The sequence below is a fragment of the Aquincola tertiaricarbonis genome (assembly GCF_000969605.1).
Lineage (GTDB): Bacteria > Pseudomonadota > Gammaproteobacteria > Burkholderiales > Burkholderiaceae_C > Aquincola > Aquincola tertiaricarbonis.
The window spans coordinates 13,583-33,472 of sequence record NZ_JZUE01000026.1 but is presented as its reverse complement, the minus strand read 5'-3'; the positions used below and the strand labels follow the sequence as shown (position 1 = coordinate 33,472).

The 19,890-nt window shown below is 72.9% G+C and carries 21 protein-coding genes and 1 riboswitch; of the genes, 10 read left to right on the top strand and 11 right to left on the bottom strand.

What is annotated here, in order from left to right:
* The first annotated feature begins 27 nt into the window (after positions 1-27).
* The 5 genes from VO99_RS23010 to VO99_RS22990 all read left to right on the top strand — a co-directional run bounded on the left by VO99_RS23010 (position 28) and on the right by VO99_RS22990 (position 4,678).
* Positions 28-1,224, top strand: a complete 1,197-nt coding sequence (locus VO99_RS23010; RefSeq protein WP_046115288.1) for an amino acid aminotransferase — start codon at positions 28-30, stop codon at positions 1,222-1,224.
* 126 nt (positions 1,225-1,350) lie between these two features.
* Positions 1,351-2,694: a polyhydroxyalkanoate depolymerase gene (locus tag VO99_RS23005; protein WP_046115319.1), complete on the top strand. Its 1,344-nt coding sequence runs from the start codon at positions 1,351-1,353 to the stop codon at positions 2,692-2,694.
* Positions 2,695-2,772: 78 nt separating this feature from the next.
* Positions 2,773-3,444 carry an electron transport complex subunit RsxB gene (gene rsxB, locus VO99_RS23000; protein WP_046115287.1) on the top strand — a complete coding sequence of 224 codons (672 nt, stop codon included), beginning with the start codon at positions 2,773-2,775 and terminating at the stop codon, positions 3,442-3,444.
* Positions 3,441-4,103 (top strand): endonuclease III, encoded by a 663-nt coding sequence (gene nth / locus VO99_RS22995; protein WP_046115286.1) that lies wholly within the window; start codon positions 3,441-3,443, stop codon positions 4,101-4,103. The genes rsxB and nth overlap by 4 nt, the downstream gene beginning before the upstream one ends.
* Complete coding sequence (locus VO99_RS22990) at positions 4,097-4,678, top strand: GAF domain-containing protein (RefSeq protein WP_046115285.1); 582 nt, start codon at positions 4,097-4,099, stop codon at positions 4,676-4,678. The genes nth and VO99_RS22990 overlap by 7 nt, the downstream gene beginning before the upstream one ends.
* Here the strand turns inward: VO99_RS22990 and VO99_RS22985 are convergent.
* Genes VO99_RS22985 through VO99_RS22940 form a run of 10 tightly spaced genes read right to left on the bottom strand, consistent with a single transcriptional unit; the run spans position 4,590 to position 14,670 of the window.
* Complete coding sequence (locus VO99_RS22985; protein ID WP_083440854.1) at positions 4,590-5,243, bottom strand: histidine phosphatase family protein; 654 nt, start codon at positions 5,241-5,243, stop codon at positions 4,590-4,592. The genes VO99_RS22990 and VO99_RS22985 overlap by 89 nt on opposite strands.
* Positions 5,240-6,058 carry an adenosylcobinamide-GDP ribazoletransferase gene (locus tag VO99_RS22980; RefSeq protein WP_046115284.1) on the bottom strand — a complete coding sequence of 273 codons (819 nt, stop codon included), beginning with the start codon at positions 6,056-6,058 and terminating at the stop codon, positions 5,240-5,242. Before VO99_RS22980 ends, VO99_RS22985 begins: the two co-directional genes overlap by 4 nt.
* Before the next feature lie 4 nt (positions 6,059-6,062).
* The gene (gene cobT, locus VO99_RS22975; protein ID WP_046115283.1) at positions 6,063-7,109 is read right to left on the bottom strand and encodes a nicotinate-nucleotide--dimethylbenzimidazole phosphoribosyltransferase; all 1,047 of its coding nucleotides are present in this window, start codon (positions 7,107-7,109) and stop codon (positions 6,063-6,065) included.
* Positions 7,106-8,605, bottom strand: a complete 1,500-nt coding sequence (locus tag VO99_RS22970) for a cobyric acid synthase (RefSeq protein WP_046115282.1) — start codon at positions 8,603-8,605, stop codon at positions 7,106-7,108. The genes cobT and VO99_RS22970 overlap by 4 nt, the downstream gene beginning before the upstream one ends.
* Positions 8,602-9,558, bottom strand: coding sequence for an adenosylcobinamide-phosphate synthase CbiB (gene cbiB / locus VO99_RS22965; RefSeq protein ID WP_046115281.1), 957 nt, complete (start codon positions 9,556-9,558; stop codon positions 8,602-8,604). The genes VO99_RS22970 and cbiB overlap by 4 nt, the downstream gene beginning before the upstream one ends.
* A gap of 14 nt (positions 9,559-9,572) precedes the next feature.
* The gene (locus VO99_RS22960) at positions 9,573-10,352 is read right to left on the bottom strand and encodes an ABC transporter ATP-binding protein (protein ID WP_046115280.1); all 780 of its coding nucleotides are present in this window, start codon (positions 10,350-10,352) and stop codon (positions 9,573-9,575) included.
* On the bottom strand, positions 10,349-11,335 hold the full coding sequence (locus tag VO99_RS22955) for a FecCD family ABC transporter permease (protein ID WP_046115279.1): 987 nt from the start codon (positions 11,333-11,335) through the stop codon (positions 10,349-10,351). The genes VO99_RS22960 and VO99_RS22955 overlap by 4 nt, the downstream gene beginning before the upstream one ends.
* The gene (locus VO99_RS22950) at positions 11,332-12,225 is read right to left on the bottom strand and encodes an ABC transporter substrate-binding protein (protein ID WP_046115278.1); all 894 of its coding nucleotides are present in this window, start codon (positions 12,223-12,225) and stop codon (positions 11,332-11,334) included. Before VO99_RS22950 ends, VO99_RS22955 begins: the two co-directional genes overlap by 4 nt.
* Positions 12,222-12,782 carry a bifunctional adenosylcobinamide kinase/adenosylcobinamide-phosphate guanylyltransferase gene (locus tag VO99_RS22945; protein WP_046115277.1) on the bottom strand — a complete coding sequence of 187 codons (561 nt, stop codon included), beginning with the start codon at positions 12,780-12,782 and terminating at the stop codon, positions 12,222-12,224. Before VO99_RS22945 ends, VO99_RS22950 begins: the two co-directional genes overlap by 4 nt.
* A 1-nt stretch (position 12,783) precedes the next feature.
* Positions 12,784-14,670, bottom strand: a complete 1,887-nt coding sequence (locus VO99_RS22940; RefSeq protein WP_046115276.1) for a TonB-dependent receptor domain-containing protein — start codon at positions 14,668-14,670, stop codon at positions 12,784-12,786.
* A 71-nt stretch (positions 14,671-14,741) separates the two neighbouring features.
* Positions 14,742-14,998: riboswitch (cobalamin riboswitch) on the bottom strand.
* A gap of 44 nt (positions 14,999-15,042) precedes the next feature.
* On the opposite strand from VO99_RS22940, the gene VO99_RS22935 reads away from it, so the two are divergent.
* The 4 genes from VO99_RS22935 to VO99_RS22920 all read left to right on the top strand — a co-directional run bounded on the left by VO99_RS22935 (position 15,043) and on the right by VO99_RS22920 (position 17,133).
* Positions 15,043-15,249 carry a coiled-coil domain-containing protein gene (locus VO99_RS22935; RefSeq protein WP_046115275.1) on the top strand — a complete coding sequence of 69 codons (207 nt, stop codon included), beginning with the start codon at positions 15,043-15,045 and terminating at the stop codon, positions 15,247-15,249.
* The gene (locus tag VO99_RS22930) at positions 15,246-15,551 is read left to right on the top strand and encodes a cell division protein ZapA (RefSeq protein ID WP_046115274.1); all 306 of its coding nucleotides are present in this window, start codon (positions 15,246-15,248) and stop codon (positions 15,549-15,551) included. Before VO99_RS22935 ends, VO99_RS22930 begins: the two co-directional genes overlap by 4 nt.
* Before the next feature lie 312 nt (positions 15,552-15,863).
* Complete coding sequence (locus VO99_RS22925) at positions 15,864-16,307, top strand: EVE domain-containing protein (protein ID WP_046115317.1); 444 nt, start codon at positions 15,864-15,866, stop codon at positions 16,305-16,307.
* Between the two features lie 13 nt (positions 16,308-16,320).
* A complete protein-coding gene (locus VO99_RS22920; protein WP_046115273.1) occupies positions 16,321-17,133 on the top strand; it encodes a sulfite exporter TauE/SafE family protein in 813 nt (270 codons plus the stop codon).
* A gap of 6 nt (positions 17,134-17,139) precedes the next feature.
* Here VO99_RS22920 and VO99_RS22915 read toward each other — a convergent pair whose 3' ends face one another.
* Positions 17,140-18,144 (bottom strand): GGDEF domain-containing protein, encoded by a 1,005-nt coding sequence (locus VO99_RS22915; protein WP_046115272.1) that lies wholly within the window; start codon positions 18,142-18,144, stop codon positions 17,140-17,142.
* 456 nt (positions 18,145-18,600) lie between these two features.
* On the opposite strand from VO99_RS22915, the gene VO99_RS22910 reads away from it, so the two are divergent.
* Positions 18,601-19,881 (top strand): MFS transporter, encoded by a 1,281-nt coding sequence (locus tag VO99_RS22910; RefSeq protein ID WP_046115271.1) that lies wholly within the window; start codon positions 18,601-18,603, stop codon positions 19,879-19,881.
* Positions 19,882-19,890 lie beyond the last annotated feature (9 nt).

Sequence of the window (19,890 nt, the reverse complement as noted above, 5' to 3'; positions counted from 1 at the left end):
GAGATCGGGCCTTTTCAGGAAAACACAATGTCGCTCTTCGCCAAAGTAGAAATGGCCCCGCGGGACCCCATCCTGGGTCTGTCGGAACAGTTCAATGCCGACCCGAACCCGAACAAGGTCAACCTGGGCGTGGGCGTGTACTACGACGACAACGGCAAGCTGCCGCTGCTGGCCTGCGTGGCCCAGGCCGAGAAGCAGATGGTCGAGGCGCCCAAGGCCCGCGGCTACCTGCCCATCGACGGCATCGCCGCCTATGACAAGGCGGTGCAGGGCCTGGTGTTCGGCGCCGAGAGTGACGTGGTGAAGGCCGGCCGCGTGGCCACCGTGCAGGCCGTGGGCGGCACCGGCGGCCTGAAGATCGGCGCCGATTTCCTCAAGCGCCTGAACCCCGGCGCCAAGGTGCTGATCAGCGACCCGAGCTGGGAGAACCACCGCGCGCTGTTCACCAATGCGGGCTTTCCGGTCGACACCTATCCCTACTACGACGCCGAGCGCCGCGGCGTGGCCTTCGATGCGATGCTGGGCGCGCTCGACACCGCCGACGCGGGCACCATCGTCGTGCTGCATGCCTGCTGCCACAACCCCACCGGCTACGACATCACGCCGGCGCAATGGCAGCAGGTGATCGATGTGGTGAAGTCGCGCGGCCTGGTGCCGTTCCTGGACATGGCCTACCAGGGCTTCGGCCAGGGCATCGCCGAGGACGGCGCGGTGGTGCAGCAGTTCCTGGCGGCGGGCATCGACTTCTTCGTCTCCACCTCCTTCAGCAAGAGCTTCTCGCTGTACGGCGAGCGCGTGGGCGCGCTGTCGGTGGTGTGCGGCAGCGCCGAGGAAGCCGGCCGCGTGCTCAGCCAGCTGAAGATCGTGATCCGCACCAACTATTCCAACCCGCCGACGCACGGCGCGCAGGTGGTGGCCACGGTGCTGACCACGCCCGAGCTGCGCCGCATGTGGGAGGAAGAGCTGGCCGGCATGCGCGCACGCATCAAGCTGATGCGCACCGCGCTGGTCGACAAGCTCACCGCCGCCGGCTTCCAGGGCGACCTGAGCTACATCACCCGCCAGCAAGGCATGTTCAGCTACTCCGGCCTGAACAAGGACCAGATGGTGCGGCTGCGCGATGAATTCGGCGTCTATGGCGTCGATTCGGGCCGCATCTGCGTGGCCGCACTGAACAGCCGCAACATCGACGCCGTGGCTTCGGCCATGGCCGCCGTGGCCTGAGGCCCGCGCGCCATTCGGACACAGGCCCGGCTTGCCGGGCCTTTTTCGTGGGCGCGGGTTTTGCCGCAGGCGTGACAATGCGTGGATTGCAGTCCCACAGTCCGGATCTCACCGAGGTTGCTCCAGATGCTCTATCAGCTCTATGAATCGCAACGGGCGCTGCTGGCCCCGTTCTCCGAGTTCGCCAGCGCGTCGTCCAAGCTGTACGACCACCCGCTGTCGCCCTTCACCCATACGCCGCTGGCGCACCGCATCTCCGCCGGCTTCGAACTGCTGCACCGGCTGTCCAAGGAATACGAGAAGCCGCCGTTCAACATCTCCTCGGTGACGGTGGCCGGCGTCGAAGTGGCCATCCAGGAGCAGGTGGCGGTCACCAAGCCCTTCTGCCGGCTGCTGCGCTTCAAGCGCTTTACCGACGAAGGCCCGGTGCTGGACCGCATGAAGGCCCAGCCGACCGTGCTGGTCGTGGCGCCGCTGTCGGGCCATCACTCCACGCTGCTGCGCGACACGGTGCGCAGCCTGCTGCAGGACCACAAGGTGTACATCACCGATTGGACCGACGCGCGCATGGTGCCGGCGGACGTGGGCCCGTTCCACCTGGACGACTACGTGGCCTACGTGCAGGAGTTCATCGAGTACATCGGCCCTGACGTGAACGTGATCTCGGTGTGCCAGCCCACGGTGCCGGTGCTGGCCGCGGTGTCGCTGCAGTCCACCCTGGGCCGCACCGTGCCGCGCACGATGACGATGATGGGGGGCCCCATCGACGCCCGCCGTTCGCCCACCGCGGTGAACAACCTGGCGATGAACAAGAGCTACGAGTGGTTCGAGAACAACGTGATCCACCGGGTGCCGGTGAACTATCCGGGCGCCGGCCGCCGGGTGTACCCGGGCTTCCTGCAGCACACCGGCTTCGTGGCGATGAACCCGGACCGCCACCTCACCTCGCACTACGACTTCTTCCTGGACCTGGTGCGCGGCGACGATGAAAGCGCCGAGAGCCACCGCGGCTTCTACGACGAGTACAACGCCGTGCTGGACCTGCCGGCCGAGTACTACCTGGAAACCATCAAGACGGTGTTCCAGGACTTCGCGCTGGTCAACGGCACCTGGCAGGTGCGCGGCCAGCTGGTGCGGCCGCAGGACATCACCGTGCCGGCGCTGCTGACCATCGAAGGCGAGCTGGACGACATCTCCGGTGCCGGCCAGACCCGCGCCGCACACGACCTGTGCACCGGCATCGGCAAGGAGCGGCAGTTCCATTACGACGTGATCGGCGCCGGGCACTACGGCATCTTCTCGGGCCGCCGCTGGCGCGAGAAGGTGTATCCCGAGGTGCGCGACTTCATCGCCCGCTTCGCCCCCAGCAGCGCTCCGGCGCTGCTCGGCGACGACCGCGTGCCGGCCGACGAGCCGGCGCGCCCGGCCGCGCGCAAGGCCGTTGCCCGCGCCCGCCGCAGCGCGGCCTGACAGACCCGGCCTCCGGCCCGGTGCCCCTGCGGCGCCGGGCCGGATAATCTTGCGGTGAGTACCCACCCACCCGCTGTCTTGTCCGACCTACCGTCCCCCGACGCGATCGACGCGCTGCTGCCGCAAACGCAGTGCACCCGCTGCGGCTACCCCGACTGCCGGCGCTATGCCGAGGCCATCGCTGCAGGCCAGGCCGACATCAACCGCTGCCCGCCCGGCGGCACCGAGGGCGTGCAGCGACTGGCCGCCCTCACCGGCTGCCCGGCCCTTCCGCTGGACCCGGCCTGCGGCGCCGAAGGCCCGCTGCTGCGCGCGGTGATCGACGAGGCCTGGTGCATCGGCTGCACCTTGTGCATCACCGCCTGCCCGGTGGACTGCATCGTGGGCGCGCCCAAGCAGATGCACACCGTGGTGGCCGAGCAGTGCACCGGCTGCGAGCTGTGCGTGCCCGCCTGCCCGGTGGACTGCATCTCGCTGGTCAGCGTGAGCGGCGAGCGCACCGGCTGGTCCGCCTGGAGCATCGCGCAGGCCGAGGAGGCCCGCGAGCGCTACGCCTTCCACCAGCTGCGCACCGCACGTGCCGCGCGCGAGAACGAGGCCCGCCTGGCCGCCAAGGCGCAGGCCAAGCTGGCCGACCTGCCTGCCGCCAGCCGCCTGACGGATCCCGCCGCGCTGGACCGCAAGCGCGCGGTGATCGAGGCCGCCCTGGCCCGCGCCCGTCAACGCCAGCAGGGGCCCGACCGCGCATGAAGACCGCCGACATCGAACCCTTCTTCGCCACGCTGAAGGCCGCCAACCCCCAGCCCAACACCGAGCTGGAGTACACCAACACCTTCGAGCTGCTGGCCGCGGTGCTGCTGTCGGCGCAGGCCACCGACGTGGGCGTCAACAAGGCCACGCGGCGGCTGTTCCCGGTGGCCAACACGCCGCGCAAGATGCTGGCACTGGGCCTGGAGCAGGTGACCGAATACATCCGCACCATCGGCCTGTTCCGCACCAAGGCGAAGAACCTGCTCGAGACCTGCCGGCTGCTGGTGGAGCAGCACGGCGGCCAGGTGCCGCGCACCCGCGAGGCGCTGGAGGCCCTGCCCGGCGTGGGCCGCAAGACGGCCAACGTGGTGCTGAACGTGGCCTTCGGCGAACCGACGATGGCGGTGGACACGCACATCTTCCGCGTCAGCAACCGCACCGGGCTGGCGCCGGGCAAGACGCCGCTGGCGGTGGAGCTGAAGCTGCTGGCCCGGGTGCCGCCGCTGTACTTGCCGGATGCGCACCACTGGCTCATCCTGCACGGGCGCTACGTGTGCCAGGCGCGCCGGCCGCTGTGCGAGGCCTGCCAGGTGCGACCCTGGTGCGACTACGGCCGGACGCTGGACCGCCGGCTTGCCACGAAAGGTGCCCCATGTTGATCGACCGCGGCCTGTTGCACACCCTGGCCCTGCGCCTGGCCGACCGCGAGATCGATGCCCGCGGCTACCTGGAGCAGATGGCGCAGCTGATCACGCGCTGGGTGGGCTGCTCCCGCGCGGGCCTGTGGACCTTCGTCGACACCGACGACGGCCCGGCGCTGCACTGCGTGGCCATGGCCGATGCCGGCGTGCCGCACCGCAGCGGCGAGCTGCCCACCGACATCCTCAGCGCCGACCATCCGCAGTACTTCGCCACCCTGCTGGCCGAAGGCTGCGTGGTGGCCGACGATGCCCGCCACCATCCGGCCAGCGCCAGCTTCGCGGCCGAATACCTGGTGCCGCAGGACGTGCATTCGCTGCTGGACGTGTGCCATTCCGTCAACGGCGAACTGTTCGGCGTGGTCACCTGCGAGCAGCTGGGCGCGCCCTGTACCTGGTCGGCCCGCCAACTGCAGACGGTGCGGCAGCTCGTCAGCCGCGCCGGCCTCACGCTGCGCGAGGCGAGCCTGGCGATGGGGGTGGCGTACCGCCGTCCGCGGGAAGGCCGGGCATGGAACGACACGGATTGGGGATGACCAGCCGCTGCCCATAGGCCGGCGGCCGCGGCCAGTCGGCGGCGGTGAGCGGTCCTGGCTGCCGCACCAGGCGCAGCGCATTGATCCAGCCGGCATGCCCCACCACCAGGGCCGGCCCGGGCGGCAGCGACTCCAGGAATGAGAGCACCCGCGCCCGCAGCGCCGCCACGGGCTCGCCACCGCCAGGCGGATGGTGCTCGAAGTCGGCATCCCAGCCGGCGAAGTCGGCGGCGAACAGCCGCGACCACGGCAGGCCGTCCCAGCGGCCGAAGTCCAGCTCCAGCAGCCGGGCGTCCACCCGGTGCCGGTAGCCCAGGCGGGCCAGCGCACGGCCCACGTCGGCGCAGCGTTGCAGCGGCGAGGTATGCACCTGCCGCGGCAAGCCGTGTCGCAGCGCGGCCTGGTGCATCTGGCGCGCCAGTCGCCGGGCGCGGCGGGGGTCCAGCGGCAGGTCGGTGCGGCCGATGCAGCGGCCCTCGGCGGCGCGCGGGCGCGGATGGCGCCAGATCCACAAGGCGTCGGCCGTCGCCTCGGGCGCGGCGTGCGGCTGCAGGCGGGAGCTCATGGCGCCCCGGCCGGCCAGGCGGCGGCCAGCGCCAGGTAGCCGGCCAGCTCGGTCCATTGCTGGGTGGCGCCCAGGCCGTCCCCGGTGTAGCCACCCAGCCGGCGCCGCAGCCAGCGGGCGCATACGGCCGCCACCGTCGCCATCGCGGCGGCCAGCGCGGCCACCCGCACCGGGGGCCAGCCCGCCGCCACCGCGCCGGTGGCCAGCAGCAGCGCCCAGGCCAGCGCCACCGCCAGGCTGGCGCCGCCCACCTGCTGGGCCAGCGGCTTGGCCTTGGCATGCGCCGGGTCGCCGCCGTAGGGCAGCACCACCAGCAGGACGACCGTCGCTGCGCGGGACAGGCCATGCGCCAGCACCATCGCCACACCGGTGGCCAGCGGCCCGGCGGCAGCCAGCAGCGCGCACAGTGCCGCCGCCTTGAGCGCCAGCGTGAGCAGCAGGCCCAGCGCGCCATAGCTGCCCAGGCGCGAGTCCTTCATGATCTCCAGCGCGCGCTCACGGTCCACCGCGCCGCCCAGGCCGTCGCAGGTGTCGGCCAGGCCGTCTTCATGGAACCCGCCGGTGAGCCAGACGGTGGCCGCCATCGACAGCAGCACCGCGATGGCCGCGGGCGCCGGCCACAGCGCCGCGGCGGCGCACAGCACCAGCGCCCCGGCCACCCCCACCGCCGCCCCCACCAGCGGAAAGTGCCTGGCGCTGGCATGCAGCCAGCCCGGGTCGAAGCGGCCCTGCTGCAGCGGGATGCGCACCGGCACCCGGGTGAGGAACTGCACCGCCACCAGCAGCAGCCGCCATTCGTGCACCAGCCGCTGCATGGCTTCAGCCTGCGCTGTCGGACACGCCGGCCGATTCGAAGCTGGCCATCTGCGTGAGCATCAGCGCCGCGGCCTCCACCAGCGGCCAGGCCAGCGCGGCGGCGGAGCCCTCGCCCAGCCGCATGTCCAGCGCCAGCAGCGGCTGCGCCTGCAGCGCGCGCAGCAGCGCGGCATGGCCGGCCTCGGCGCCGACATGGGCGAAGACGCAGTAGTCGCGCACCGCCGGGGCCACGGCGCAGGCCACCAGCGCGGCCGCACCGACGATGAAGCCGTCCACCAGGATCAGCCGCCGCTCGTGGGCGGCCTGCAGCATGGCGCCCACCAGGCCGGCGATCTCGAAGCCGCCGAGCGCAGCCAGCAGCGCCAGCGGCTGGCGCAGCGCGGCATGGCGGGCCAGCGCCTCGGCCAGCAGCGCCCGCTTACGGGCCACGCCGGCGGCGTCCAGGCCGGTGCCGCGGCCCACCGCGGCTTCCAGCGGCACGTCGGCCAGGCGGGCCAGCAGCATGGCGGCGCTGCTGGTGTTGCCGATGCCCATCTCGCCCAGCAGCACCGCGTTGCCGGGCAGGCCGCGCATCGCCTGCGCGCCGGCGGCCAGTGCGGCCTGGCACTGCGCATCGCTCATCGCGGGGCCCTGGCTGGCGTCGGCGGTGCCGGCCGCCACCTTGTGCAGCAGCAGGCCCGGGCGCGGCGCGAAGTCGTGCGCCACGCCGACATCCACCACCGTCACCGGCAGGCCGGCGCGGCGCGCGAACACGCTGACGGCGGCACCGCCGGCCAGCATGTTTTCCACCATCTGCCAGGTCACGTCCTGCGGATAGGCAGACACGCCGCGGCGGGCCAGGCCATGGTCGCCGGCAAAGACCAGCAGCTGCGGCGACTGCAGCACCGGCGCCTCGGTGCGCTGCACCAGGCCCAGCTGCAGCGCCAGCCGCTCCAGCTGGCCGAGCGCACCCAGCGGCTTGGTCTTGCGGTCGATGCGCTGCTGCAGCCGGGCGGCCAGCGCCGCGTCGGCGGTGGATTGCACGGTGGGAAGAAGCAAGGTGTCGCTCATGCGGTGTCGGGTGATGGGGTGAAGTTCGGCGGGTCCAGCAGGGACCGCAGCACGCCGGGCTGGAAGGCGGCGTCCACCGTGTCGGCCAGGCCGTCGAACACTGCGTCCAGCGGGCGCGGGCGGCGGCCGAACAGCGCCTGCAGCACGGCGGGGTTTTCCAGCAGCCCGTGCAGGTACAGCGCCAGCACGCTGCCGTGCTGCCAGCCCAGGCCTGGGGAGCCGGCCAGGGCGGGCTGCGGCGGCATGCCGCCCGGGCGTGGCAGCAGCTGGCTGTCGCCCAGGTGGATCTCGTAGCCCTCGAAGGACAGCTGCGACAGCGGCGCCCACACGCCCTGCAGCAAACCGAAGCGGTAGCCACGGCGCTGCAGTTGCTTGGCCGGCTGGAAGCGGGTGGCCAGCGGCAGCACGCCCAGGCCGGCGGTGCTGCCCGGCTGGCCGCCTTCCAGGCCTTGCGGATCGTGCAGCTGCTCGCCCAGCACCTGCAGCCCGCCGCAGACGGCCAGCAGCGGGCGGCCGGAGGCGGCATGGGCCTGCACCAGCGCGGCCAGGCCCTGCGCCTGCAGCCATTGCGCATCCGCCCGGGTGTGCTTGCTGCCGGGCAGCACCAGCCAGTCCGCCGCGCGCAGCGTCTCGGCATCGCGGCTGAAGCTCACGGCCACGCCGGCCTGGCGCAGCGGCTCGAATTCGTCCAGGTTGCTGGCATGCGGCGTGGCCAGCACCACCACCCGCGGGCCGGTGGCGGCGGCATGGGCGGCGGGCACCGCGTCTTCCTCCGGCAGGCCATGGTCGTGCTGCATCGGCACCACCGCCACCGTGGGCACGCCGGTCAGCTGCTGCAGCTGCGCCGGCGCGGGGGCCAGCAGCGTGGCATCGCCCCGGAAGCGGTTGAGCACGAAGCCGCGCAGCTGGCGCGCCACCTGGGCGTCCATCAGCGCATGGGTGCCGTACAGGTGGGCGAAGGCACCGCCGCGGTCGATGTCGGCCACCAGCAGGCAGGCGGCCTCGGCGGCGCGCGCAGTGCGGGTGTTGACGTAGTCGCTGGTGGCCAGGTTGATCTCGGCTGGCGAGCCGGCGCCTTCGATCACCAGCACGTCCACTTCCTCGCGCAGCGACTGCAGCGCGGCCAGCGCGGCCGGCCACAGGTGCTGGCTGCGTTCGCGCCAGGGCATGGTGGTGAGCTCCGGCCGCACCTGGCCCATCAGCACCACCTGGCTGCGGGTGTCGGCCTCGGGCTTGAGCAGCACCGGGTTCATGCGCACGTCGGGCTCGGCACGGGCGGCCAGCGCCTGGAAGTACTGCGCGCTGCCGATCTCGCCGGCTGGCCGGCCCGCGGCCGCCGGCACCACCCGGGCATGGTTGCTCATGTTCTGCGCCTTGAAGGGCGCCACCTTCAGGCCCTGGCGTGCATACCAGCGGCACAGCGCCGTGGCCAGCCAGCTCTTGCCGGCACCGCTGGTGCAGCCCAGCACCATCACCGCGCGCGCCGGCCGTTTCATGCGCCGATGCCCCGCGCCAGCGCCACCGCGGCCGACAGCGCCATCAGCAGCCCGGTGCACAGCGCCAGCGCGCGACCGGCGTGCCCGATCGCCTGCATGACGTGGGCGCTGCCGGGCTCCGGCGCGCCTGCATGGAGCGCATACACACCCGGCTTGCGCAGCCGCACGCCCAGGGCCAGCGCCATCGCGGCCATCGGCCAGCCGCCGTTGGGCGACGGCGTGCGCCGCGCCTGCGCCGCCAGCAGCCGCCAGCGCAGGCCGCGCGGCAACAGCGCCCGGGCGGCCAGGCGGGCCGGCAGCCAGGCCAGCACGTCGTCGGCCCGCGCGGCGAACTTGCCGGCCCACTCCCAGCGGCCACGGTAGCCCCACATCGCATCGGCGGTGTTGGCATAGCGGAAGAGCACCGCGCCCGGCAGGCCGGCCAGCGCGAACCACAGCAGCGGCGCCACCACCGAATCGTTCAGGTTCTCGGCCAGGGTCTCGATGGCCGTCTCGCGCACCTCGGCCGGCTGCAGCCGGGTGGTGTCGCGGCTGGCCAGGCGGGCGATGCGGTCGCGACCGGCGTCGATGCCGCGGGCCAGCGCGCTGTCCACCGCGGCCACCTCCTCGCGCAACAGGCGCCAGCTCAGCATCGGCTTGAGCAGCAGCCCGGTGGCCAGGGCCGCCGCGGCCACGCCGGCGCCGCCTTGAGGCAGCAGCCAGCGGTGCAACGCCACCTCCAGCAGCACCGCCAGTCCCACCACGGGCAGCGCGCCGGCCCACCAGGCCAGCAGGCCGCCGGCCAGCGCACGGCGCGGCGGCAGATCCGGCAGCCGGCGGCCGGCCCAGCCCAGGTAGCGGCCGATCCATACCACCGGATGCCAGCGGGCCGGCGGCTCGCCGAACAGGCGGTCGGCGAGCAGCGCCACGGCGATGGCCAGCGGCGGCAGCAGGCAGGCGGCGGCGGGTGTCATGTCGGTGTCACGGCTCAGGGCACCGGCACGGCCACCCAGCGCGCGCCAGCGGGGCTGGGGATGCGCTCGATGGTGAAGGCATGGCCGAACACCTCGGCCAGCGCCGCGCGCACCTCGGTGCTGTCCGGCGGGCCTTCGGCGCGCAGGCGGCCGGCCTGCATCACCAGCAGGCGGTCGGCGGCCAGGGCCAGCGTGATCTCGTGCAGCACCGCGGCCACCGCCGCCCCGGCACGCGCATGGGCCACCAGGCTGCGCACCAGGGCCTGCTGGTGCGGTGCATCCAGGTGGGTGGTGGGCTCGTCCAGCAGCAGCACCGGCGCCTGCACCGCCAGCGCGCGGGCCAGCAGCACCCGCTGGCGTTCGCCGCCGGAGAGCTGGTCCAGCCGGCGGCCTTCCAGCGGGCCGCATTCGGTCTCCGCCATCGCGGCATCGACCGCGGCTTCGTCCTGCGGGCCGGGCGCGCCGAACAGGCCCTGGTGCGGCAGCCGTCCCAGGCGCACCACGTCGCGCACCGCGATGTCGCCGCTGGCCTCGCCCTGCTGCGACAGCCAGGCCACGCGGCGCGCCCGCTCGCGCGCCGGCCACTGGGCCAGCGGACGACCGTCCAGCAGCAGCTCGCCGGCCGCGGGGGGCAGCAGGCCGGCCAGCGCGGCGAGCAGGCTGCTCTTGCCCGCGCCATTGGGCCCCACGATGGCCAGCCACTGCCTCGGCTGCAGCGCCAGCGACAGCCCCTGCACCACCGTGCGGCCGCCGCGCCGCAGGTGCAGATCCCGGGCCTGCAGCCGCGCCGTCATGCGCCGGCCCGCCGCCGCAGCAGCACCATCAGGTACATGCCGCCCACCACCGCGGTGAGCACGCCCACCGGCAGTTCCTGCGGCGCGATCAGGCTGCGCGCCAGCACGTCGGCGGCCAACAGCAGCATGCCGCCGGCCAGCGCCGACAGCGCCAGCAGCGCCCCATGCGTGACCACCACGCAGCGCCGCACCAGGTGCGGCGACACCAGCCCCACGAAGGCCACCAGCCCGGCCTGGGCCACGGCGGTGCCGGTGGCCAGCGCCATCAAGGCCACCAGCAGCAGCCGCAGGCGCGGCAGCACCAGGCCCAGGCTGGCCGCGCTGGCCTCGCCCAGCACCAGCGCGTCCAGCGCCCGGGCGAAGCGCATGGCCAGCGGCAGCGCCAGCGCCAGCGCGCCGCCCAGCACCAGCACGCTGGGCCAGTCCAGGAAGCCGGTGGTGCCCAGCAGGAACACCTGCTTGCCGCGCAGCGCCTCGGGCGACAGCAGCAGCACCACGTCGGCCAGCGCCCCCAGCAGCACGCCCACCACCACGCCGGACAGCAGCAGCTGCAGCGGCTGCCCGGCCCCGCGCGCCAGCAGCAGTGTGAGGCACACGCCGCCCAGCGCACCGGCAAAGGCGGCGCCCACCAGCCCCAGCTTGAGCAGCCAGCCCACGCCCGCCAGGCCCAGCGTGGCGCCGAACAGGCCGCCGGTGGCCAGCACCATCACCACGCCCAGCCCGGCGCCGGCGGCCGAGCCCAGCAGGTAGGGATCGGCCAGCGGATTGCGGAACAGGCCCTGCGCCAGCGCACCGGCCAGGCCCAGCAGCGCACCGGCCAGCAGCGCGCCCAGCGTGCGCGGCGCGCGGATGCCTTCGACCAGCACCCATTCCTCGGCCCAGGCGAAGGACCAGCCCTCGCTGCCCGCGGCCAGGCCCGCGGCCACCAGCAGCAGGCACACCAACGCCATGGCCGCGCCCAGGCGGCGGGCGCCGGCACTCATGGCGCCCGGCCTGCCAGCGCCTGCAGGCAGCCGGCCATCTGCTCGGCGGCTTCGCCCAGCCGCGGACCGGGGCGCACCAGCACGTCGTACACCTGCGGGTCGAAGCCGCACCAGCGGCGGCCGGCCACGGCGGGCACGGCGGACCAGCCCGGGCGGCGCGGCAGCTCGTCCAGGGTGGCCCGCGGCGCCATCACGATGTCGGGCCGCGCACGCACGATGTATTCGGGATTGAGCTTGGGAAACGGCCCCAGCGACGCCGGCACCACGTTGCCCAGGCCCAGGCGCTGCAGCGTCTCGCCGACGAAGGACGACTCGCCGGCCGCATAGGGCCCGCTGCCCACCTCGAAGTACACCCGCTGCCCGCGCAGCGCCGGCGGCACGCGGGCCGCGGCGGCGCCGATGCGCTGGTCGACGCGGGCCCACAGCGCCTGCCCGGCACCCGGCCGGCCCAGCAGCCGCGCCACGGTTTCCATGGTGCGCCGGGCGCTGTCGTGGGTGCGCGGCTCCAGCACCACCACGCGCAGGCCCAGGCCTTCCAGCCGCTCGACCGCGCGCGACGAGGCCGCGGCCAGCACCAGGTCCGGCCGCAGCGCGACGATGCGCTCGATCTGTGCATCCTCCAGCCCGCCGACCTGCGGCAGGCGCCGCACCGACTCGGGCCAGTTGGAAAAGCGATCCACGCCCACCAGCCGGTCGCAGGCGTCCAGCGCGCAGACCGTCTCGGTGAGCGAAGGCAGCAGCGAGACGATGCGCTGCGGCGGCGGCGCCTCCAGCGGCAGCGGGCGGCCACGGTCGTCCAGCGCCTCGGGCGCGGCGACGGCCGCGCCGGCCAGCAGGGCCAGCAGGGCCAGCAGGCCCAGCAGGGTCGGCCACCGGGCGCCGGCCCTCATGCCGCCGGCCCCTTCACCCGCACCGGGCAGCCGGCCACCATCAGCGTCACCCGCATGCAGGCCGCGGCCACCGCCTGGTGCAGCAGGCCCAGCGCATCGATGAAGCGGCGCGCGTCCGCCGACATCGGCGCCACGCCCAGGCCGATTTCGTTGGACACCAGCACCACCGGCCCCGGCGCGGCGGCCAGGGCGCCGCACAGCGCGGCGCGCTGCGCGGCCAGCGCCGCCTCGTCGGCCGGCACGCCCTGCAGCGGCATCGCCTGCTGGGTGAGCCACAGCGTCAGGCAGTCCACCACCAGCAGCCGGCCGGGTGCGGACAGCCGCCGCACCGCCTCGGCCAGCGCCTGCGGTTCCTCCACCGTGGCCAGCCCGGGCACCCGCGCCGCGCGCTCCTGGCGGTGGCGCTGGATGCGCGAGGCCATCTCCCCATCGCCGGCCAGGGCGGTGGCGATGAGCACCGCCTCATGCGCCGGCGCGGCCTGCAGCCAGGCCGCGGCCCGCGCTTCCGCGCAGCGCGACTTGCCGCTCTTCTGGCCGCCGAGGATCAGCTCATGCATGTCACAGCATCTTCGCGCTGTAGCGCAGGCCGATCCAGGCCTGGCGGCCCAGCGCCTGGTACTCGCGCGCCGGCTCGTACTGCTTGTCGGTGGCGTTGAGCACCTTGGCTTCCAGCTGCCACTGCGGCGCGAAGCGCCAGCGGGCGCTGAGGTCGAGCAGCGCATAGGCGCCGAGGTTGACGTTGCCGTCCGGCCGCGCGCCCACCGACAGCAGCGAGGCGCCGAAGGCCCAGCGGCCCAGGTCCAGGTCGGCCGACAGGCTTTCCTGGTGCGCGGCGCGGCGCGTGAGCCGGTTGCCGGTGCCGTCGTCGATCGCATCCAGGAAGTCCACCGTGGCGCGCAGCTGCAGCGCGCCCAGGCGGTGCGCCGCGGTGAGCGTGGCGCCTTCCAGCGTGGCACGGCCCACGTTGCCGGCGCAGCCGTACTGGTAGCCCGGGCCGGGCGGGCAGAAGGCCGCGTCGGGCTGGTAGGCCACGAGGTTCTTCACCCGGTTGCGGTAGACGGTCAGCCCGGCCTCGCTGCCGTTGCGTCGCCATTCCACGCCGGCCTCGATGCTGCGACCGCGCTCGGCCTCGATGGTGGGCACGCCGTAGTCGGGGTAGTACAGGTCGTTGAAGCTCGGCGCGCGGAAGGTGGTGCCGGCCAGCGCCCGCACGCTCCAGGCGGGCGCCAGGCTCATGCGCCAGCCCAGGCGGCCGGTGCTGTTGCCGCCGTAGACGGAGCTGTCGTCATGCCGCAGGTCGGCCTGCAGCGTGTGGGCACCGAAGCGGCCCGACCAGCCCAGCACCAGCGCGTTGTTGCTGCGGCGCTCGCTGCCCAGGTAGGTGCTGGCATCGGCCTTTTCCACCAGGCGCTCGAAGGCGACGACCACCTGGGTGTCGCCGTCGGGCGTCCAGGCGTTCTGCCAGGTGAGCTGGTTGCGGCGGGTGCGGTAGCGGTCGGGCGCTCGGTCGCCGCTGCGCAGGTCGTCGTCGCTGTGGGCGATCTGCACCGAGGTGGTCCAGGCCGCGCCGAGGCGGCCGCGGTAGTCCAGCGACACCACGCGGGTGTCCAGGTGGTTGCGCATGTCGCCGCTGGCGTCCTGGGCGAAGTCGGGCGCCAGGTATTCGCTGCCGTCGTACTGCGAGCGCAGGCGCGTGTCGGTCACCAGCAGGCCCACCCGGTGGCCTTCCACCGGCGTGATGCCCAGCTTGAGCGTGCCGCTGGTGCGGCGGTGGCCGTCGCGGTCGGGGTTGTAGTTGCCGAAGCGGTCGCCCTCGCGCAGCGACGACACGCCCTCGTCGCGCTCATGGCCCAGCGAGGCCGCATAGTCGAACAGGCCGCTGGCGCCGGTGACGGCCACGCTGCCCTTGCGCGCGCCATAGCCGCCCACGGCCGCATCGGCGTCGAAGGTGGTGCCGGCGCCCGACTTCCCGGTGCGGGTGAAGATCTGGATCACGCCGCCCACCGCATCTGCGCCATACAGGCTGGAGCCGGGCCCGCGCAGTACCTCGATGCGCTCGATCTGCGACAGCGACAGCGCCTCGAACTCCACCTGCCCCAGCGTGCCGGAGCCGATGCGCACGCCGTCGATCAGCACCACGGTGTTGCTGGAGCCGGCGCCGCGGATGAACACCGAGGCGCTCTTGCCGGTGCCGCCGTTGCGCGACACCTGCACGCCGGCCTCGCGGCGCAGCAGGTCTTCCACCGAATCGGCGGTGCTGGCGCGGATGCGCTCGGCATCGATCAGCACCACGTCGGAGGTCACGCGGTCCAGCGGCAGCGGCTCGCGGCTGCCGGTGACCACCACCGTTTGCGCGGTGGCGGAGGAAACGAAACAGGCGGCCAGGGCCAGGCGCAGCGTCAGCGACACCGGTCGCGCGGCAGGCGCGGAAATCAAACGAGTCATGGAAGGGCACAACGACAAGGGCAGCCGCCTGCTTCCCCGCGGGCGTCTGCGACATGGCCGCCACCCTGGAGGATGGCTGCCGCTCGTTGGCCGGTATCCGGGCTGGCGGATTCGGCGATGCAGCCTTCCCAGGCCAGGCTCATGAGCCGGCAACCCAGTGGCAGAGGGCATCGCCGCGGGATGGTTGATCGGATCAACCATCCAGTCCGCTTACCGTTGCGGGGGCAGCGCAGGTTGGGCGTGGCCCGTGGGGCCGTGCCTTCCTGCTTCCCGTTTACCCCGGGCTGCAACGAAGCGCAACCCAGGCACCAACGGCCCGGATGCTACCAGCCCCCCGCCTACAATCAGGGTCGCCCACCGATCGCCAACGCCATGTCCACCCTCGAAGATCTTGCCGAGCGGATCGAACGCCTCGTGCTTCGACACGAGGAACTCAAGCGCACCAACGCCCTGCTCGTGCAGCAGGTCGAAGCCGTCACGCTGGAGCGCGACCAGATGCGCTCGCGCCTGAATGCTGCCCGCGCCCGCATCGACGCCCTGCTCGACCGCCTGCCCGCCAACGGAGGCGACACCCGATGAAACAGATGGAAGTCACCATCCTCGGCCAGAGCTACATCCTCGGCTGCCCCGAAGGCGGCGAAAGCTCGCTGATGGCCGCCGTGGCCAGCGTGGACCGCGAGATGAGCGCCATCCGCGATGCCGGCCGCGTGAAGGCCCGCGAGCGCATCGCGGTGCTGGCCGCGCTCAACCTGGCCTACCAGTTGGCCGAGCGCCCGCCCGCCCCGCCGGCCGAAGGCCAGCCGGTGCCGCCGCCGGTGGACGTCGGCGCGCTGGTGCGCCGCATCGACCATGCGCTGGGCGACGACGGCCAACTGTTCTGAGACCCGCCGCCCGCCATGGAAATGCCGGCCTTTTCCTACGGCCCGCGGCAGCACCCGGCCTTAGAATGAATTCGTCCGTCGCATTCGCGCGGGTCCTATATTTCCTCGAACCGATGGTCTATGACCAAGGGCTTGGAACATCGCTCGGCTGGTGTGATCGTCTCGCGTCAGATGAACCCGAAGCCTTGCTGACCTCGCCCACCTGAACTTCCCTTTGGGGTTCGGGAATGCGGCTCGCGGCTTGCGGCGGACACCCCACCCTTCTTGCCTGGCGCGCCCTGCGCGCACCTCCCCCACGTGGCCTACTGGCTGATGAAGAGCGAGCCCGACGAGTGCTCGATAGACGACCTCGTGCGCCTGGGCCGCGTGCCCTGGACCGGCGTGCGCAACTACCAGGCGCGCAACTTCATGCGCGATGCGATGCAGGTGGGCGATGGCGTGCTCTTCTATCACTCGTCCTGCCCCGAGCCCGGCATCGCCGGCGTGTGCCGGGTGGCCAGTGCGGCCTATCCCGATGCCACGCAGTTCGATGCCGCCAGCCCCTACCACGACCCGAAGTCGCGCCCCGACGCGCCGCGCTGGCTGCATGTGGACGTGGACCACGGCCGCAAGACGCGGCTGCTGTCGCTGGCCGAGATGCGGCAACGGCCGGAGCTGGCGTCCATGGTGGTGCTCAAGCCGGGCAACCGCCTGTCCATCACGCCGGTGACGGCGGATGAATGGCAGGCCGTGACGGCCCTGCTGGACATCGCCTGAGGGCGCCCGCCGGATGGACGCCGCCTTCATCGTCTCCCTGCTGCTGGTGGGCACGGCCACCGGCTTCATGGCCGGGCTGCTGGGCGTGGGCGGCGGCATGATGATCGTGCCCTTCCTCACCCACCTGCTGGCTGCGCGCGGCGTGCCGCCTGGCGTGGCAGTGAAGATGGCCATCGCCACCTCGATGGCCACCATCCTTTTCACCTCGCTGTCCAGCGTGCGTGCGCACCACCGGCGCGGTGCGGTGCGCTGGGACATCGTGCGCCGGCTGGCGCCCGGCATCGTGCTGGGCGGCCTGCTGGCCGGGGCCGGCGTGTTCGCGGTGCTCAAGGGCGCGGCGCTGGCCCTGTTCTTCGCGGGCTTCGTCGGCTTCTCGGCCACGCAGATGCTGCTGGACCGCAAGCCCCAGCCCACGCGCCAGCTGCCGGGTGCCGCGGGCACCACCGCGGCCGGCGGCGTCATCGGCTTCCTGTCGGGGCTGGTGGGCGCGGGCGGCGGCTTCGTGTCGGTGCCCTTCATGACCTGGTGCAACGTGGCCATGCACAACGCGGTGGCCACCAGCGCGGCGCTGGGTTTTCCCATTGCGCTGGCCAACACCGTGGGCTATGTGGTGGGCGGCTGGAACCTGCCACCCGCCCTGCCCGGCGCCTTCGGCTACCTGTACCTGCCCGCACTGGCCGTGGTGGCCGCGGTGAGCGTGGTGATGGCGCCGGTGGGCGCGCGCGTGGCGCATGCGCTGGACGTGCGCAAGCTCAAGCGGGTGTTCGCGCTGGTGCTGTACCTGCTGGCCGGCTACATGCTGTGGCGCGGCATCACGGCCCGCTGACCGGCTTCAGTCGTCGGACCGCTCGAAGCGGATGCCGGCCAGCGTGACCACGTTGCCGCCGCGGCGCTGGGCCTCGGCCAGGGCCGAATCGCAGGCCTCGCGCAGCTCCTCCTGGCTGTGCGCGGTGTGCGGATAGCTGGCCACGCCCATCGAGACCGAGAAGCGCAGCTCCTCGCCATCCAGCACCACGATCTGCGTGGCGCATTCGCGGCGCAGGCTTTCCACCCGCGCATGCGCGGTGGCCAGGCCCACGCCCGACAGCAGCACCGCGAAGCGGCTGTCGTCCACCCGGCAGGACGCATCCATCGCGCGGGTGTTGCCGCGCAGCAGCCGGCCCAGCGTCTCGACGATGCGGGTGTGGGCGGGCTGGCCCAGCTCGGCCACGCGCGGCGTGGGCGGATCGACCGCGATGGCCACCAGGGCGAACTCGCGGTGCTCCCGCGAGGACAGGTCCACCTCGCGGCGAAGCTGGTCGTCGAAGTGGGCGCGGGTGTAGAGGCCGGTGCGGGTGTCGCGCAGCGAATGGTCCTGCAGCTCGCGGCGCAGCGTCTCGATGCTGCGCTGCAGCTGTTCCAGTTGCTCCAGCGCGGCGCGCAGCTGGGCGTCCTTGGCCTTCTGCGCCGCCTGGTCGGTCCAGGCGCTGCACAGCAGGCGGCGGCCCTCGGCGTCGGGCGGCGTCAGCAGGCGCAGCACCCGGTAGTCGTGCTTGTCGCCATCGCGCTCGAAGCGGTGCTCGCTGGTCAGCGGCTGGCCTTGCGACATGGCGGTGTGCTCGGCGGCACGCAGGGTGGTCACCAGCGTGGGGTCCAGCAGCTCGGCGTCGGTGCGGCCCGGCACCTCGGCGGGCTCCAGGTGCAGCCAACGGGCCATGGCCTCGTTCACCCACAGGTAACTGCCGCTGGCGGCGTCCTTGACGGCCAGCAGGACGCCCTGCCGCTCGGCCAGCGCCGGCAACAGCAGGGCGAAGGCGGCTTCCAGCGCGGAATCGGCGGAGGTGAGAGTGGGCAACACCGTGAATGCTTGGTTGTTGGAGCGGTGACTGGATAAATCCATCGAGACATTTTGCAAGCCGCGTGTAAACGACGGGCAAGCGGACGTTCTATGGTGAGGGGCCGTTGCAGTCGAGGCAAGCGGGCCGGCCACGGCGCTGCGTATTCTCCCTAGCTTGAACCGATGCCGGTTCATTGTCAGTGCGGCGCACTGGCACGAATGCTGCAAACAACGCTGCCCAAGGCGCGCAGATGCGCCCCGATCGTGCACTCCGTGCACGATTGCCGTGCACACCGGCGTGCGCAGCCATGACCCTCCCCCGGCAAGCCCCAGGCCTGCCGTTCGTCGTCGCTCTTGGAGGAGCATCGTGCGTCTGTCGCTGCCACTGAACCGGGCCCTGCCCGCGCGGTCCGCCCGCATCCCCACTTCCTTCGCCGACCGGCCGCATCGCGCCGCCGGGTCCGGGTACTGAACGCCATGGCCGGCTTCAAGACCTTCCTGCGCGCGGGCCACTGGCCCACGCTGGCGGCTTCCTTCCTCTACTTCGATTTCTGCTTCGCCGTCTGGGTGCTCAACGGCGCCATGGGTCCCTTCATCAGCGAGACCTACGGCCTGGACGCCGCGCAGAAGGGCTTCATGGTCTCGGTGCCCATCCTGGCCGGCGCACTGATGCGCTTTCCGCTGGGCGTGCTGTCGCAGTACATCGGCCGCAAGAACGCGGCGATGGTGGAGATGGCGCTCATCATCCTGGCCCTGGGCTTCGGCTATTACTTCGTCGACAGCTACGACGGCGTGCTCGCCATGGGCGTGCTGCTGGGCATCGCCGGCGCCAGCTTCGGCGTGGCGCTGAGCCTGGGCAGCGGCTGGTTCCCGCCGCAGTACAAGGGGCTGGCCATGGGCATCGCCGGTGCCGGCAACAGCGGCACCGTGCTGGCGGTGCTGTTCGCGCCGCCGCTGGCGATGAAGTTCGGCTGGCAGGCGGTGTACGGCCTGGCCGCGCTGACCATGCTGCTGCCGCTGGCGGTGATGTGGCTGGCCGCCAAGGAGCCGCCCGACCGCGAGCACCAGACGCTGCGCGAGCACACCGCCTGCCTGTTCGAGAAGGACGGCTGGGCCTTCAGCCTGATCTACGTCGTGACATTCGGCGGCTTCATCGGCCTGGCCAGCTTCCTGCCCACCTACTTCCACGACCAGTTCGGCGTCACCAAGGTGCAGGCCGGCCAGCTGACCATGCTGGCCACGCTGATGGGCTCGGGCGTGCGGGTGATCGGCGGCGCGCTGTCGGACCGGCTGGGCGGCATCACCACGCTGTCGGGCGTGCTGGTGCTGGTGGCCATCACCTTGCTGGCCTGCGGCTTCGCCGGTGCTTCGCTGCCGGTGACCACGCTGCTGTTCATGCTGTGCTTCGCGGCCCTGGGCGCGGGCAATGGCGCGCTGTTCCAACTGGTGCCGCTGCGCTGGCCGCTCACCACCGCGGTGGCCGGCTCGATGATCGGCGAGGTGGGCGCCTTGGGCGGCGGCTTCCTGCCCAACGCGATGGGACTGTCCAAGCAGTACAGCGGCAGCTACCTGTGGGGCTTCGTGGCCTTCACCGTGCTGGCGCTGGGGATGCTGGCGATGCTGCGCATCGTGCAGATCCGCTGGACCCGCACCTGGGCCGAGCGCGGCGGCCGGGCCCGCATCGTGCCCACGCCGGCCACCGCCGGCGGCCGCCAGGCCGGCACGCCAGCCGGCCGCTCGAAGAAGGCCCCGGCATGAAGCACGGCG